The 15,189-nt window shown below is 60.2% G+C and carries 14 protein-coding genes; 6 read left to right on the top strand and 8 right to left on the bottom strand.

All coding sequences use genetic code 11. The features are described from left to right. Positions 1-122: 122 nt before the first annotated feature. From K5L94_RS09990 to hxsA, 4 genes are read left to right on the top strand one after another with little or no spacing between them, the layout of a single operon-like run. Positions 123-419: a hypothetical protein gene (locus K5L94_RS09990; RefSeq protein ID WP_049403160.1), complete on the top strand. Its 297-nt coding sequence runs from the start codon at positions 123-125 to the stop codon at positions 417-419. After that, positions 419-1,915: a His-Xaa-Ser system radical SAM maturase HxsB gene (gene hxsB / locus K5L94_RS09985; RefSeq protein WP_274512515.1), complete on the top strand. Its 1,497-nt coding sequence runs from the start codon at positions 419-421 to the stop codon at positions 1,913-1,915. Before K5L94_RS09990 ends, hxsB begins: the two co-directional genes overlap by 1 nt. Next, the gene (gene hxsC, locus K5L94_RS09980) at positions 1,902-3,071 is read left to right on the top strand and encodes a His-Xaa-Ser system radical SAM maturase HxsC (protein ID WP_274512514.1); all 1,170 of its coding nucleotides are present in this window, start codon (positions 1,902-1,904) and stop codon (positions 3,069-3,071) included. Before hxsB ends, hxsC begins: the two co-directional genes overlap by 14 nt. A gap of 2 nt (positions 3,072-3,073) precedes the next feature. Beyond that, positions 3,074-3,718 carry a His-Xaa-Ser repeat protein HxsA gene (gene hxsA, locus K5L94_RS09975; protein WP_274512513.1) on the top strand — a complete coding sequence of 215 codons (645 nt, stop codon included), beginning with the start codon at positions 3,074-3,076 and terminating at the stop codon, positions 3,716-3,718. Between the two features lie 78 nt (positions 3,719-3,796). On the opposite strand, the gene K5L94_RS09970 is transcribed toward hxsA, so the two are convergent. Continuing rightward, positions 3,797-4,636, bottom strand: a complete 840-nt coding sequence (locus tag K5L94_RS09970; protein WP_274512512.1) for a type 1 glutamine amidotransferase domain-containing protein — start codon at positions 4,634-4,636, stop codon at positions 3,797-3,799. Between the two features lie 96 nt (positions 4,637-4,732). Here K5L94_RS09970 and K5L94_RS09965 point away from each other — a divergent pair, with 96 nt between their 5' ends. Together K5L94_RS09965 and K5L94_RS09960 are read left to right on the top strand one after the other, a co-directional pair. Next, positions 4,733-5,656 carry a LysR family transcriptional regulator gene (locus tag K5L94_RS09965; RefSeq protein WP_274512511.1) on the top strand — a complete coding sequence of 308 codons (924 nt, stop codon included), beginning with the start codon at positions 4,733-4,735 and terminating at the stop codon, positions 5,654-5,656. A 553-nt stretch (positions 5,657-6,209) separates the two neighbouring features. Next, positions 6,210-6,566 carry a hypothetical protein gene (locus K5L94_RS09960; protein ID WP_274512510.1) on the top strand — a complete coding sequence of 119 codons (357 nt, stop codon included), beginning with the start codon at positions 6,210-6,212 and terminating at the stop codon, positions 6,564-6,566. Positions 6,567-6,735: 169 nt separating this feature from the next. Here the strand turns inward: K5L94_RS09960 and K5L94_RS09955 are convergent, their stop codons facing one another. From K5L94_RS09955 to guaB, 7 genes are all read right to left on the bottom strand, one after another. Beyond that, positions 6,736-7,179 (bottom strand): hypothetical protein, encoded by a 444-nt coding sequence (locus K5L94_RS09955; protein WP_146256817.1) that lies wholly within the window; start codon positions 7,177-7,179, stop codon positions 6,736-6,738. 88 nt (positions 7,180-7,267) lie between these two features. Beyond that, complete coding sequence (locus K5L94_RS09950; RefSeq protein WP_220083785.1) at positions 7,268-7,726, bottom strand: GNAT family N-acetyltransferase; 459 nt, start codon at positions 7,724-7,726, stop codon at positions 7,268-7,270. 538 nt (positions 7,727-8,264) lie between these two features. Next, the gene (locus tag K5L94_RS09945; RefSeq protein ID WP_274512509.1) at positions 8,265-9,653 is read right to left on the bottom strand and encodes a CBASS cGAMP synthase; all 1,389 of its coding nucleotides are present in this window, start codon (positions 9,651-9,653) and stop codon (positions 8,265-8,267) included. Then, positions 9,653-10,639: a CBASS cGAMP-activated phospholipase gene (locus K5L94_RS09940; RefSeq protein ID WP_227860336.1), complete on the bottom strand. Its 987-nt coding sequence runs from the start codon at positions 10,637-10,639 to the stop codon at positions 9,653-9,655. The genes K5L94_RS09945 and K5L94_RS09940 overlap by 1 nt, the downstream gene beginning before the upstream one ends. 152 nt (positions 10,640-10,791) lie before the next feature. Further along, on the bottom strand, positions 10,792-11,373 hold the full coding sequence (locus K5L94_RS09935; RefSeq protein ID WP_274512508.1) for a hypothetical protein: 582 nt from the start codon (positions 11,371-11,373) through the stop codon (positions 10,792-10,794). Between the two features lie 217 nt (positions 11,374-11,590). Beyond that, on the bottom strand, positions 11,591-13,156 hold the full coding sequence (gene guaA, locus K5L94_RS09930; RefSeq protein ID WP_005413109.1) for a glutamine-hydrolyzing GMP synthase: 1,566 nt from the start codon (positions 13,154-13,156) through the stop codon (positions 11,591-11,593). 104 nt (positions 13,157-13,260) lie between these two features. Further along, positions 13,261-14,718, bottom strand: a complete 1,458-nt coding sequence (gene guaB, locus K5L94_RS09925) for an IMP dehydrogenase (RefSeq protein ID WP_065175075.1) — start codon at positions 14,716-14,718, stop codon at positions 13,261-13,263. Positions 14,719-15,189: the final 471 nt, after the last annotated feature.

Raw genomic sequence — 15,189 nt, 5'->3', positions numbered from 1 at the left:
GATGGTCCGATGAACCTGTGCCAGCCCCTGCCTCCGGCCACCTTAAACGCGGCCCCCCCCTGCCACAGTTGCAACATTCTCCCGTAGGGCGCAAAGTTCGCGTATCCAGGGGGGGATGAGCAATGGAACGCTCGCATTATATTGTTGATCGACAACTGTTTTCGGATGACATGGTGGCCCGCGCAGCGCATCGCTACACGGGCAAGTTTGGTGTGGAACTGTTGAATCAAGGCGCTGATCTTGCGGTGGTTTTTTCTACCACGGATGGCTCCCCGCTGCCGGTCGACCTCTCTACACGGTTCTCCCGTGATCTGCTCGATGAACGCATCAGAGCGTCCGTCCGGGCCGAAACACATGGGCTTCAACTCGAACTGATCAGGGCAGCGCTACACCAGGCCCAGCCCTCGACTGCCGCCTGATGTCCAAGTTCAGGCATCCAGAGGCGTTTGCCGCCTCTCAGGCGTATCAGTTGCTGCCGTTCCGCTTCCGGCGCTTGCCTTGGGATCCAGATCGGGCATTTGTATCCTCCATGGCGGGAGACTGGCTGCTCATGCACATGCATGACCTGCAGCGCTTCGCCGCCCATGAGCTACCAACCAATTCGGCACTCTTTGCCGACCTGGAGGCCCGCCACCTGGCAGTGGCGGGCACAGAACGCAGCAGCCTGTCCCCGTTGCTGAGCCAGATTCGCAGTCGCAAGTCCTACATCCTGGGCGGGCCAGCGCTGCACATCTTTGTAGTCTCGCTTCGATGCCACCACACCTGCAGCTACTGCCAGGTGTCGCGCCAGGAGACAACAGCCACAGCCTTCGACATGGCCGGCTCGCACGCCGAACAGGCGGTAGAGCGGCTGTTTGAGTGGCCAAGCCAAGAACTGACAATCGAGTTCCAAGGAGGCGAGCCACTGCTCAACTTCGAGCAGGTCATGGCCATTACCCGGCGCATTGTCGAGCGTAATCGCTCTGCTGGCCGTAACCTTCGTTTTGTTCTTGCATCCACTCTGCACGACCTCACTGAAGCCCAACTGGCATTCCTCGCTGAGCATCGCTTCAAGCTATCGACATCGCTCGACGGCCCCGAATCGCTCCACAATGCCAACCGCCCCCGCCCGGGCCGCGACAGCTATCGGCGAACCGTGGAAGGCATAGAACTCGGACGCCGCTGGCTGGGTGATGACGGCGTGTCGGCGCTGACGACGCTGACCCGGCGCAGCCTTGAGGTGCCTGAAGCCATCATCGACGAATACCAGAAGCTTGGTTTCCACAGCATCTCGCTGCGGCCTCTGAGTCCCTATGGATTCGCCAACAGGACTGCCCACCGCACAGGCTATTCGACGGCGGATTTCCTCGCCTTTTACCGGCGTGCCTTCGCGCATCTGATGGTGGTCAATCGTTCTGGCTACGCCATGGAGGAGTCCTACGCATCTTTGCTGCTCTCCCAGCTTTTCACCTCATTCGGGCATGGCTACGTTGATCTGCGCTCCCCTTCAGGCGCGGGTCTTGGTGCGGTGATCTATGACCATGACGGGCGCGTCTATCCGTCTGACGAGGCGCGGATGCTGGCGGCCATGGGAGATGACACATTCGCGTTGGGCGATGTTTCGCAACCGGTAGCGCACTGGCTTGGCTCCCCTGCCATGACCCGCCTGCTTGAAGCGGGCGTGGCTGAGGCGCTTCCGACCTGTGCTGACTGCGCGTTCGTGCCACTGTGCGGTGCTGACCCGATCGAGCACTACGCACGCCAGGGTGACCCGATTGGTCACCGACCGAGCAGCGATTTCTGCGCCCGGAACATGGGGCTATTCGATTTCCTGCTGGAACGCTATGAGCGGGAAGATCTAGTGGGCCGTCGGATGATGCGTTCCTGGGCTGTTCCGAAAGCAAACACTGAGGATCTCATTGATGCTGCCGCTTGAAACCAAAGCGGTTCTGTCGCCATCGGCGAAGGCATCTTTGCTGAAGGTGGTCGGTCTTGGCGACTTCCCCCAAGCCTCCCTGCCCCTGCAGCGAATGGCGCTGGATGTCAGGGAGGTGGCACCCGAACAGCTCAGCGATGCGTTGTTGCGCCTCCCTTGGGGAGCTGTCCTCACGCCGCAAGGCTTCGACGTTCCTGACGATGTTCCACACGTGCGCCTGGATGGCCCGTCAGCCCTCTGCAAGTCCGGTGATGTCGTCGAGCTCAATCCCCTTCAACGCAAGGTAGCCATCCGCTATCGGCGCGGGGATACCGGCAACGTTCTGTTTGCCACCGAACGCTGCAACAGCTACTGCCTGATGTGTTCACAGCCCCCGCGCGAGGTGGAGGACGACTGGCGTGTACATCATCTCCTCGATTTGATCGACCTGATCGATGTCGCAGAGCCATCACTGGCGATCAGTGGCGGCGAACCTACATTGCTGGGCAGCGGGTTGGTCGACATCGTACGCAAGTGCGCTGAGAAACTACCGAATACCCACATCCATATCCTTTCCAATGGACGGTTGCGCGATCCTGAGCTACACAGCCGGTTTGCGGACCTCCATCCGAATCTGAGCTGGGGGGTACCGCTCTATGGGGACCATTACGCCCTTCACGATTACGTCGTGCAAAGCGAAGGTGCGTTCTCCCAGACACTACGCGGCGTGTACGCACTGGATGCAGCGCGCCAACGGGTGGAAATCCGAGTCGTTCTGGTTCGGCCTACCGTCGAGCGACTGGTGCAGCTTGCCCGCTACATCTGGCGAAACCTGCCATTCGTCGAGCATGTCGCACTCATGGGCATTGAGCCGATTGGCTTTGCCAAAGCACACCAGGCTGATCTATGGGCAGACCCCATTGACTATGCCCACACCCTGACTGAAGCGGTTGAGACTCTCGCAGAAGCGGGCATCCCGGTTTCGCTCTACAACCTGCCTCTTTGCGCACTGGACCGCTCGCTTTGGCCTTATGCGGTCCAGAGCATCTCTCCATGGAAGAATGACTACCTTCCCGCCTGTGACGCGTGCGCCGTACGATCGCGATGCGGCGGGTTCTTTTCCTGGATCACCCCTGCCTGGACCAGCCGGGCGATCTCCCCTGTACTGGAAATCTGATCATGTCCAATGCATTGATGATTGTCAGCGCCGCCACGCTGGGGGCACTTGGCACCGAGCCACCCAAGGGTCAATCCGACCTGTCCAGACTTTCGGAGATGGATGGCAAGTACGCAACCGTACTCAGCACCTCGCTCAATGCAGGGCGCCACAATCTGTACGCCGGGCACCGCAGCCACAGCTCACATCGATCGCATAGCTCCCACCGCTCCCATTCCTCCGGGTCTGGCAGTTCATATCGCTCCTACTCCCCACCACCAGCGACCTATACACCTCCACCCAGCACCTACACAGCACCTGCCAGTTCGAGAAGCAGCGGTGGAAGTGGAAGCGGCACAGGTACCTATCAGGGGCAAAGCCTTCAGCCCGCGAGCCGGACCAAGGCTGCTACAACCAACAATCTGACAGTGGATCACGGCGCCTCAGCCAAGCCGATTTCTGAGGGGCGCGATGCCGATGCGCTCAAGCTGCTGATCATGCGTGTGCAAGCCGCACTTTATTCGAAGGGCTACGACCCGGGCGCCATTGACGGAACACTGACGCCGGAGACACAGTCGGCACTTCGCATGTTCCAGTTGGCGCACGGCATTCGTGCTACGGGGACGATGACTACGCCTACACTAGATGCGTTGGGTGTGCGGCTTTGAATCGTTCGGCGATGTCATGACCCACTGAAAAGCCGCTAGTGAAGCTCTTCGTCAAAACAGCGCTTGGAGCGAACGGGTCTACTTCAACCGCTCAACCAACTGCTGCCCCACCTCCAGCGCCGAAGCCGGGTTCTGCCCGGTAATCAGCTCGCGGTCCACCACCACATGCCCGGTCCACGGCGTGGCATTGCTGCTGAACGTCGCACCCGCCCGCTGCAACGCAGTCTGCGGGTAGAACTTCATCTCACCACCGCCCAGCATCGGCTTGGCCTGCTCTTCTTCCTGGTTGCTGATCACCGTCATCTGGTAGCCGCTGTAGATCCACTTCGGCGTGGCCGGCATCGCACCCGCATCCAGCTTTGCCACGAAACCATCCGCATCCGGCAGCGTAGACAGCAGCGCGATCGGCCCGTGGCAGACCAGCGCCGTGGTCTTCTTGCGCTGGTGGAAGTCGGCCAGCAAACGGCCCAGCGCCGGGCTCTTCAGCAGGTCCTGCATCGGCGCGTGTCCACCGGGAATGTAGACCGCATCGAAACGCGCGTAGCCTTGCTGCTCGACGCGCGCCAGGCTGACCACCGGCGAGGCCGTCGGCGAGGTCAGCGCCAGATTCTCCAGCAGGTCCTTGTGCAGCGTCAGCTGCGCCGCATCGTTGCCGAAGTACGCCGGCGTCACCGAGGACGCATCCACCGTCGGCGCCCGCCCCTGCGGCGTGGCGAAGGTCACCTCGTGGCCGGCGTCCAGCAGCAGCTTGACCGGCTGCATCAGCTCGTTGAGATAGAAGCCGGTGGACAGCACCTTGCCGTCCTTCAGGTCCAGGTGATTTTCGTCGGACAGCACCACCAGCACGTTGGCGGCATGCGCGCCAGTCGCGGCCAGGGTCAGGGCCAGCGCTGCGGCCAGCCGGGTCATCAGGTTCATAGGGAGCTCCTATCGGGGAATGGCCGCCACTTTATTCATCGCCGCAGCGGCGATAAATTGGCCTCATCGCAAAACATCTGTTCCCCGGAGAGCCAAATGAGCCGCAAGTTCGACTACCTGGGCGATGTGGAGGTGTTCCTGGCGGTGGTCGAGCACGGCTCGTTCACGGCCGGCGCGGTGGCGCTGTCCACCACGCCCTCGGTGCTGAGCCGCGCGGTCACCCGCCTGGAAGCGCGGCTGGGCCGGCAGCTGCTGCAGCGGACCACCCGCCGCGTGGGCCTGACCGACGCCGGGCGGCTCTATCTGGAACAGGTGCGCACCGCCTTCGGCCTGCTGGACGATGCCGAGCGCGACGTACTGGCCCAGGACGGTGCGCTGGCCGGTCGCGTGCGCCTGAGCGTGCCCACCACCTATGGCCACTACCGGCTGCCGCCCGTGCTGGCGCGCTTTGCACAGCAGTACCCGCAGGTGCAGGTGGAACTGAACATCACCAACCGCAACGTGGACCTGGTGGCCGAAGGCTTCGACCTGGCCATCCGCCTGGGCCAGCTGCCGGACAGCGGGCTGGTGGGGCGGAAGCTGGAGGATGCGCCTTTGGTGCTGGTGGCGTCGCCGGAGTACCTGCAGCGCCGGGGTACGCCGCAGACGCTGGACGACCTGCAGCAGCACCTGTGCCTGCCGTTCGTGATGCCGCGCACCGGGCGGTTGGCGCCTTGGATCTTCCGCGACGGTGGGCGCGACGTGGACTGGCTGCCGCGCTCGTCCATCGAGACGTCCGACGATGTGCTGGGCGTGGTGTCGCTGGCCGAACAGGGTATCGGCATTTGCCAGAGCTATGAGTTCATCGTGCGCGAGCGGTTGCAGCGCGGGCAGCTGGTGGAAGTGCTGCCGCAGCTGCGTGGACGGTCAAGGCCGTTCTCGGTGATCTATGCGCCGCATCGGCGGCAGTCAGCGGCGGCGCGGGCGATGATTGAGTTGCTGGTGGGGAATGCGGCGTTGGTTGAGGACGGCGTGGATTGAGTTTCTGCCGTCTTCCCGCGGTGTCGGCTTTGGACCGCTTTTCGGCCTGTCTGACTGATCGCGCGGTGCTGCGGCCCGGTTCGGAATACGAATTGTTGTAAAGGCGGCTGTCTCGCTATCCCCTGAAGGCACGGGCGATTGCGACGTTACCGTTCGCGATCAGCAGTGCGTCTGCACGAATGCGTCGGATCGTGAGGCCTACGGCACGAATAGTGCGTGCCACAATAGATTCCCGCTCTCGAATTCTGCGATCTCTTCGCGAATTTCAATTGGTATTCGGAGCGACCGCGTAAACACCATGGCGCGCCACCGACAACGGGTGGCTCCGGGTCTGCAAACCCGCGACGATTGTTGTGCCAGTTGTTTGCGCTTGTCCGTCGGCACCGTCCCCAAGCGGTGCCGGCGGGCAATCCGTCGGCCTGTATGGCGGGCGGTGCGTGGGGGTCTTCGGACCCACCGGTCATGGCACTACTTCGTCCCGGTTTGCAGCCACGCATCGTCCGCCACCTTCTTCACGGTGGCGCTGTTAAGTACAGCCACGGAAGCCGACGCCATGAAAAAGTCCGACACCTTTTCCTCGTACACCGTTGTTGAGCCCATCAACGACGACACTCCCCTGCCCGATCTGAACTCGCTGCTCGGCATCCTCACGCGCATCCGCGCGGGTGAGGGAGCCGATGGGCTGCCCTGGCCGGAGAACGATGTGTCACCCGGCCGCCGTGTGAGCCTGGCGAAGAGCGAACGCGCGATGGTGGGGGCGCTTACGGTGCTGGAGGTGTTGCACGCGGCAGACCGCTGCCGGGTGGCAGCGGAGCCGGAGCGGCATCTGGATGAGGGGGTTGTGGATGGGCTGTTCCTGGCTTGCCGGGGGCTGGTTGAGTGGGCTTGTCAAGAAGTGAGACCAGAGTGATCTGCTTCTCCAAGCATACTCGCGGCAGACTTGGTCAAGCGTCACATCGAACAACGTCTGCTTCCGGCCAGGAGCGGACGTTGGCTTCTAAAAGGTGCTGACCCATTGCTAATAAGACAGCTTCACTACGAAAGAAGTGAACCTGGAACCTACACTTGCCAACTAATTGCTAAACAGCAACTTTGTCACGGTGCTTTTTCAGCCTGCGACAAGCTGCTGCATATTCTCGCACCAGCTCCTGTCCATCCTCCGCGAGCTTCTTTGCGGACGCGTCAATCTCATCGATAGTCATGGTGGCATCGCCCATGGCGTGCATTAGGTTATTTCTAGAATCCTTCCAGGCGTTGAGCTTGTCGTGCTCAAAGTTCTCCTTGAGAAGCTTGTCCTTCTCTGCACGCCGATTCAGCTCTTTGATTTTTCGCCCCATCATTTTTATAGGTTTTCCATTGGCACCGCCGGCATTCTCACCAACCCCGCCAGAATTTTGTAGAAGCGAAACGAGTCGATCCTCCAGCGCGGCATATGCGTACCAAGATGCCTCCAGGTACGCTCCGGCGTCAGACGCCGATTTCATTCGATTAATGAATGTTTTGTACAAATCTTCCTTCGGCATGCATCCCCCTGTTGCAGTCCATTGCCTGAACTAAGCCGATCCGCATACGGGCTCGGGTTGAATTATTTGCTACGCCGAGCTATCGACGCTAGCGAATCTCTTCGAATTGCCAGATTCTCGTCGGCGTTCCAGACAGCTGGTCAACACCATCATGACTTGGCTCGCCAAAGAGCTTCTTAGCGATTGCCAGCGATGGCTCATTGTCTGTCTCAATCAAGGATTCGATGTAGTAGCGTTGACCGTAGTGTGGTCGAAGATCCTTCTTGAACTGCTCGAGGCATTGACGGATAAAGGTCGAGGTTAGACCGCGCCCCCGAAGGCTCTCTAACGTGCCATAGAATAGACAAAAGCAAGGCAAACCATTGAGCGGCTCATTCTCGTCAAGTACGACAAGCTGTTGGACCTTTAGCCCCGCCAGGCGCGCATAAGTGTAACGCTCTGATGTAACTCCCTGGTCGATCTCTACGAAAATATCTTCGGCACCTGGGACTGGACGCATACGGAAGCCTTCAGAGAACGCTTGCTCCAGCAACTTGAACCCAGTCATTGGATTCTGATGTTCGTGCATTCCTCACCCTGTCGATTTCCAGAAGATCTAGCAGAGTATATAGCGTGAACAAGACCGATATGCCAAGGAGCGTAGGCTTGATTGAATAATTTGGGATCTTCGCTTTCGGCTAGAGGCGGACGCGCCTTGTTCTCGCAGCCCCCATAGAGCAATTCTTGAGGCCACGCCAGTCCGGCAAGATCGCGAGTGAGCAGCTGTCTCATCGCGCGGCTTCTTTACACGTTCCGATGCGATGTGCTTGAGGCAGACCTTGGTCACAAGGCTATGCTGTCCTACGATTTCTACATGGCTCCTTTGCAACTCTTGTCCGACAGCTGGCGGAGCTGAGTGCCCCCCCCTTTTAGCCCCCGACCATGGTCATGGATCGAACTGCACCAATGTCTTCGACGTTTGAACGTTCATCCTCCTCCCCATCAAGAGGGTGGAAGGCACAGCCGCCGGGGGCACCATCTGCACATACGGCAGCCGTCTATTGTGGCGCTGGCCGCCTCCAGCCAGCACTCTAACGTAAACCGAGTCACCGCCCCTTCTTCCCAATTAGCTTCACGTAGGAGGGCCTACTTACGGGGTGGCGTGGAGGAATTGCTGCACGATTCACATCGACCGCCACCCTGGTGACAGAACGAAGTTGACCGTGCACCCTCACCTCACAGTCCATGAAGTGCCGCCCGATGTATGCCACACCACGCGTCCAGACGCGAGATCCGTCATCAACCCCGCTGTGTCCTAAATCGCTTTCTTCGTGAGCGCCAGCACCCGTGTTCCTCACCACCCAAGTCACTCTGGCATGGTTGGGAATAACATCGGGATTTGTGATCGCGAACCTTAGCTTCTCACCGACTCGTGCGAAGGGGACGCGCCCAATGTAGTTCCTCAGTACGCTATGGCTATCCCCATCTAGCACCGTAATGTTGATAACTGGACTCTGGATCGCAAGCCCTGTACCCGCCACCTCCAGCGCAAGCCCATCCACGCCTTCTGGCAGTGGGAACAGGTGTTCAAATGGCTCGCACCAAATTGCTGCAGCTTCAGCTTCATCTTCGCAATCCACAGCGCGAGACGACGAGTCCTTAAATCGTGCCAGCTCTTCCATGAATACGTCGAAGTCACTTTCATCCAGACGATTTAGATTCGTATCGCTGTCGCCACCTACAGGATTGCGCACAGTGCTGTCCACCAAAAGTCGCTCGTAGATCGAATCGACGACGATCGCCAACGCGTCGTCGTCATCCTCTCCGTTGAGGTGTTGTGCAGCATCGACCACCAACACCGTCAGAAGAAGTGAAGAAGGAATTCCGTCAGAGCCCGCGAACTTAAGCGCAGCCCACGCCTTCATGTATCGAACCAGTCGTCGAATACGCGCCTTCTGGCGATCGCTGCCATCGAGCGCTTCTTGGAACCAATCAAGCATGGCTGCTGGGTTGCTCCTTTCCCAGCCATTCGATAGCGTCGCTAACCGGACGCCTCCTCCGTCTGACGCCTTATGATAGACAGGAACGTCAATGTGGAATTTTCGCTCGTATCTAACCCGCGAGCATCGCTCTTTCGGAGCATCGAGCTGCTTTACTTCGTCGCAAATTCTTGCAAACTGCTCTAGCGAATCTCTCAGCAACTCTCGCAACTCGTTGCTGTCAGGCTCCGCCCGACCATCTATGAAATAAAATCCGACATCCACATCGTACTCGGCTCCCGACATCACTGGCTTGATCAATGTGTGGAAACGATATGACCCTTGCAGAAAGGTTGAAACTCCATATCCAGAATCTGCCAGGTCATTCAGCAGCCACTGCTCGAGCGCGTCCTTGTTATCCCTTAGGAACTCCAACTGTCCGTCCGTCGGTCGAACGCGTCGATTGAGCGACTCTGCATCGTCATTGGAAACGAACAATCTGGCTGCAACACCCACTATTCACCCCCTGCAATGATCCACTTTTGTGGCGAGTGAGCCAAATACGGCTCTATCTCTTCTTCGCGTAGCCGATCGAACGTATCTTTCGCAGCGCCAAGCAATCGTTTCTGCGCATACTCGGTTGCGATATTGAGTCCGAGCTTCTTTTGATCGCTCTGACTCGGCGACTCGTCCAGACGTAGATGATTCGAACCGAGTCTATGCCGGACGATCTGAAGCGCCATCTGTTCCTGTGCAGCAAGAATGGTCTGAATCAGCGGAAAGCTAGTCGGTCGAAGCCACGATAGAACGCCCCTTCTCTTCTCTATCCCCATCGGCTCTACGTAAGTGGTAGACATAGTGCCTATGCTGAGCATGCGGACGGACTCATCCTTCGCCGAGAAGTATGTGTTCGCCTCATGGAGCGCCACAAGGTCTGGAGCGTTCGCGAACAAGCCACCGTCTGCGTACAAGCTCTCGCCAAAGCTGGCAATCGGGAAGTAGATCGGCGCGGCTGAAGTTGCTAGCGCAACGTCCCTTACAGAAAGCTTGTAGTCTCTCGTCCAGTCGGCATTGTGCCTCGACTTGAGAGGAGTGCCCCGTCCAAGAGTCAGATTTAGAGCAGGAATTATCAACGCGTGCTTAGCGTCTGCCATCCGAGCACCTCTCGGCAGAAGAGATTCAAGCAGGTCGGCCACTGGCTCGGAGTCGTACTTATTGCGAAACAGCCCCGCTCGAAACAAATTCCTGCGGAATATCACACTCCCCTTGGACACGAACGCTGCGACGACGTCCTTCATTGGAACTTCGAACGCAACAGCTAGCGCCAGAATTCCTCCGATCGATGTCCCCGCAACTAGGTCGAAGCACTGACCGATTGGCTTACCAGCACGCTCTTCAAGTAACTGCAAAACTCTCGCAGAGTAAAGCCCCCTGTACCCACCGCCAGTCAGCGATAGCACATTGATAGCAGACTGTTGGCGCAGACTTTGAGCAACTTCCATGCCCCCCCCTAGACGCGATACCAAGCCTTATAACTATATTCCGGACGCCCACCACAGTCCAATGCCCCCCCCCCCGAACCGGGAGGCAATCCCCGACATCTCAAGCTCACGAGCAATGCCCGCGTAAGCTTGAACGAATTGTTAGGTCTCTCTCAGTGAGACCTGATCTTTGCTGCAAGGCTCAGAGCTACCTCCACATAGCCAATTGCGTCACCATCGCTCAAATTGATCTCCTCAGCGTGAGCGGCGCTATTGCGCAAATGCCGAAGCCTTTTGAAAGTTTCCAGGTCATGCCTGCCTATTACATTGCACTTGAAAAGGTACTCCCCGATCGTCGAGTCGCTTCTAAAGATCTCGCTTGGTGGCTGGCTCCAGAACGAGCTAGCAACTTCATTTGCAGCCCCCTCAACTTCGAGCCAAGCTTCCATGACAGCGACACGAGCAGAAAATGGCACCATTCGCAACAGCTCTAGCCGCTTACTTTCCAGTCTTTTCGGAAGTCCGGGCGAAGTAACGCCCACACTCGGTAGATCAGATGGCTGTTCCGTGAGGCTTTTGACCTTAAGCATCGCGATTTCCCTGGAAAACTCAATTTCAACCTCTTTGTACCTCAGCCTCCTTAATAGAGGTATCAGCTCTTTAAGTGGCTTGCGAAGCAAGAAAGCCAGTACGAGGAGTGAGGCCGGCCAAACTACCGCCTTAATGACCTCGGCTGTGAATGTGAGAGTGTCCAATACGGCGATGCTCCCTGGGGGACTAACTATCTAACTAATTGTTGGACCCGTAGGTCCGGTTATACGACGTATCCACAAAGCACCGTATGGCGACACCCCGATACAGCTCGATATTAGGGCGATTGGATTCGGCTAACAAGCCGGCGTAGAACCGGGCATAGCCCTAGCGGACACCATAAACAACAAGGGCACCTCTCGGCGCCCTCGTTCTTTCAACTCACTCCCACTCAATGGTCGCCGGCGGCTTCCCCGAGATGTCATAGACCACCCTCGACACCCCCCGCAACTCATTGATGATCCGGTTGCTCACCGTCCCCAGGAACTCATACGGCAGATGCGCCCAGTGCGCCGTCATGAAGTCAATCGTTTCCACGGCCCGCAGCGCAATCACCCACTCATAAGCCCGCGCATCACCCACCACGCCCACCGACTTCACCGGCAGGAACACGGCAAACGCCTGGCTGGTCTTGTCGTACAGATCGGCCTTGCGCAGCTCATCAATGAAGATGGCATCGGCCTTGGCCAGCAGCTCGGCGTATTCGCGCTTCACTTCGCCCAGAATGCGCACGCCCAGGCCCGGGCCCGGGAACGGATGGCGGTAGACCATGGTGCGCGGCAGGCCCAGCTCAACGCCCAGGCGGCGCACTTCATCCTTGAACAGCTCGCGCAGCGGCTCCACCAGGCCCAGCTTCATGTGCTCCGGCAGGCCGCCCACGTTGTGGTGGCTCTTGATCACATGCGCCTTGCCGGTCTTGCTGCCAGCCGACTCGATCACGTCCGGGTAGATGGTGCCCTGCGCCAGCCACTTGGCGTTCTTCAGCTTGTTCGACTCTTCATCGAAGATTTCAACGAACAGGTTGCCGATGATCTTGCGCTTGGCTTCCGGGTCGCTCACGCCTTCCAGCGCGGCGAAGTAACGGTCGGCGGCATTCACGCGCACCACCTTCACGCCCATGTGCTCGGCAAACATCGCCATCACCTGGTCGCCTTCCTGCCAGCGCAGCAGGCCGGTATCCACGAACACGCAGGTCAGCTTCTCGCCGATGGCCTTGTGCAGCAGCGCAGCCACCACGGACGAATCGACGCCGCCGGACAGGCCCAGGATCACTTCGTCATCGCCCACCTGTTCGCGCACGCGGGCGATCTGGTCGTCGATGATGTTGGCGGCGGTCCACAGGGTCTGGCAGCCGCACACATCCACCACGAAGCGGCGCAGCAGCGCCTGGCCCTGCAGGGTGTGGGTCACTTCCGGGTGGAACTGCACGCCGTACCAGCGCTTTTCTTCGTTGGCCATGGCGGCCACCGGAATGCGGTCGGTGGTGGCGGTGATGGTGAAGCCCGGCGGCGCAACGGAGACGTGGTCGCCGTGGCTCATCCAGACATTCAGCTTCGGCTCGCCGCCGTGGTCGCTCAGGCCCTTGAACAGCGCATCGGGGTTGATCACGTTCACTTCGGCGTGGCCGAACTCGCGCTGGTCCGCGGCTTCGGTGGCACCGCCCAGCTGCGCGGCCAGGGTCTGCATGCCGTAGCAGATGCCGAAGATCGGCAGGCCGCTGTCGAACACTTCCTGCGGCGCGGCCGGGGCGCCCGGCAGCGTGGTCGATTCCGGGCCACCGGACAGGATGATGCCCTTGGCGCCGAACGCCGCGATCTCGGCCGGGTTGTGGTCCCACGCCCAGATTTCGCAGTAGACGCCCAGCTCGCGGATGCGGCGTGCGATCAGCTGCGTGTACTGCGCGCCGAAATCGAGGATCAGGATCTTGTCGTTATGGATGTTGGTCATGGCGCCCTGGCAATGCAGTAGGGAAAACGAAATCAGATTTGCAGCAGCAGATGGAAAAAGAGGAACGGGAATCAGCTTCCTCGTTCCTCTTTGCCCGGCCCGCGTCAGGCGCGGTAGTTCGGCGGTTCCTTGGTGATCGTCACGTCGTGGACGTGGCTCTCACGCTGGCCGGCGCCGCTGATCTTGACGAACTTGGGCTTGCTGCGCATGTCGTCGATGGTGGCGCAGCCCACGTAGCCCATGGTGGCGCGCAGGCCGCCCATCAGCTGGTGGATGATGCCGCCCACCGGGCCGCGGTACGGCACGCGGCCTTCGATGCCTTCCGGCACCAGCTTGTCGGCGGTGGCGGCGTCCTGGAAGTAGCGGTCCTTCGACCCCTTCTCCATGGCAGCCAGCGAACCCATGCCGCGGTAGCTCTTGTACGAACGGCCCTGGTACAGCTCGGTCTCGCCCGGCGATTCTTCGGTACCGGCCAGCAGGCCGCCGACCATGATGGTCGAGGCACCGGCGGCCAGCGCCTTGCCGATGTCGCCCGAGTAGCGGATGCCACCGTCGGCGATCAGCGGGATGCGGTCCTGCAGCGCTTCGGCCACCAGGTCAATGGCGGTGACCTGCGGCACGCCGACGCCGGCAACCACGCGGGTGGTGCAGATCGAGCCCGGGCCGATGCCCACCTTCACTGCGTCCGCGCCGCTGTCCAGCAGCGCCAGTGCGGCTTCGCCAGTGCAGATGTTGCCACCGATGACCTGCACGTTCGGGAAGTTCTTCTTGACCCAGCTGACGCGGTCCAGCACGCCCTGCGAGTGGCCGTGCGCGGTATCGACCACGATCACGTCCACGCCGGCGGCGACCAGCGCTTCCACGCGGCGATCGGTATCGCCACCCACGCCGACGGCAGCGCCGACCAGCAGGCGGGTCGACAGATCCTTGGCAGCGTTCGGGAAGTCGGTGTTCTTCTGGATGTCCTTGACGGTGATCAGGCCACGCAGTTCGAACGAGTCATTGACCACCAGCACCTTTTCGATGCGGTTGCGGTGCAGCAGCTGCAGCACTTCGTCAGAGGCGGCGCCTTCCTTGACCGTGATCAGGCGATCCTTCTTGGTCATGATGTGGCGGACCGGGTCATCCAGCTCGGTCTCGAAGCGCATATCGCGGTGGGTCACGATGCCGGCCAGCAGGCCGTCGCTGCCCACCACCGGCACGCCGGAGATGTTGTGCGCCTGGGTCAGGGCCAGCACGTCGCGGATGGTGGTTTCCGGGCCGACGGTGATCGGGTCGCGGATGACACCGGCCTCGAACTTCTTGACCTTGGCCACTTCCGCGGCCTGCTGTTCCAGGCTGAGATTCTTGTGGATGATGCCCATGCCGCCAAGCTGTGCCATGGCGATGGCCAGGCGGGCTTCGGTGACGGTATCCATGGCTGCGGACAGGATCGGAAGCTTGAGCTTCAGGTCGCGAGTCAACCGCGTTTCGAGGTTGACGTCCTTGGGCAGGATGGTCGAATGGGCGGGGACGAGCGAGACGTCGTCGTAAGTGAGTGCTTCAGCCTGGATGCGCAGCATCGGCATACCCGAGATGTGGGGAAGCGCGACATTTTACCCTGTTTTCGCGCCCCGTGGCAGGGGGTAGATGCGACGCAGTGTCGCGCGGGCGATCATTGGTTCAGGAGGCCATCCGGGCCGCCGGTGGCGTACCGCCTTTGGTGGGTGCCAACCTTGGTTGGCACGGCCCGTCCGGCAACTGGACCCCAGATGGGCCGATGACCCCGATGGATGTGCCGACCAACGGTCGGCACCCACCTTAAGAGGATCACTCGGGGCAGTCCTGGAGCGCCTTTGGTAGGTGCCAACCTTGGTTGGCACGATCTGTCCGGCACCGGTGCCCCAGATGGGCCGATGGCCCCGATGGATGTGCCGACCAACGGTCGGCACCCACCTTAAGAGGATCACTCGGGGCAGTCCTGGAGCGCCTTTGGTAGGTGCCAAACTTGGTTGGCACGATCTGTCCGGCACCGGTGCCCCAGATGGGCCGAT

The organism is Stenotrophomonas forensis (genome assembly GCF_028752115.1).
In the GTDB taxonomy this organism is placed as follows: Bacteria; Pseudomonadota; Gammaproteobacteria; order Xanthomonadales; family Xanthomonadaceae; genus Stenotrophomonas; species Stenotrophomonas forensis.
This window is presented reverse-complemented; position numbering and strand designations above follow the sequence as displayed.

Coding starts and splice junctions, on each gene's coding strand:
- K5L94_RS09960 (WP_274512510.1), top strand. CDS start 6,210: ATGAAAAAGTCCGACACCTTTTCCTCGTACACCGTTGTTGAGCCCATC.
- K5L94_RS09990 (WP_049403160.1), top strand. CDS start 123: ATGGAACGCTCGCATTATATTGTTGATCGACAACTGTTTTCGGATGAC.
- K5L94_RS09970 (WP_274512512.1), bottom strand. CDS start 4,636: ATGAACCTGATGACCCGGCTGGCCGCAGCGCTGGCCCTGACCCTGGCC.
- K5L94_RS09965 (WP_274512511.1), top strand. CDS start 4,733: ATGAGCCGCAAGTTCGACTACCTGGGCGATGTGGAGGTGTTCCTGGCG.
- guaB (WP_065175075.1), bottom strand. CDS start 14,718: ATGCTGCGCATCCAGGCTGAAGCACTCACTTACGACGACGTCTCGCTC.
- hxsA (WP_274512513.1), top strand. CDS start 3,074: ATGTCCAATGCATTGATGATTGTCAGCGCCGCCACGCTGGGGGCACTT.
- guaA (WP_005413109.1), bottom strand. CDS start 13,156: ATGACCAACATCCATAACGACAAGATCCTGATCCTCGATTTCGGCGCG.
- hxsB (WP_274512515.1), top strand. CDS start 419: ATGTCCAAGTTCAGGCATCCAGAGGCGTTTGCCGCCTCTCAGGCGTAT.
- K5L94_RS09940 (WP_227860336.1), bottom strand. CDS start 10,639: ATGGAAGTTGCTCAAAGTCTGCGCCAACAGTCTGCTATCAATGTGCTA.
- K5L94_RS09955 (WP_146256817.1), bottom strand. CDS start 7,179: ATGCCGAAGGAAGATTTGTACAAAACATTCATTAATCGAATGAAATCG.
- hxsC (WP_274512514.1), top strand. CDS start 1,902: ATGCTGCCGCTTGAAACCAAAGCGGTTCTGTCGCCATCGGCGAAGGCA.
- K5L94_RS09950 (WP_220083785.1), bottom strand. CDS start 7,726: ATGACTGGGTTCAAGTTGCTGGAGCAAGCGTTCTCTGAAGGCTTCCGT.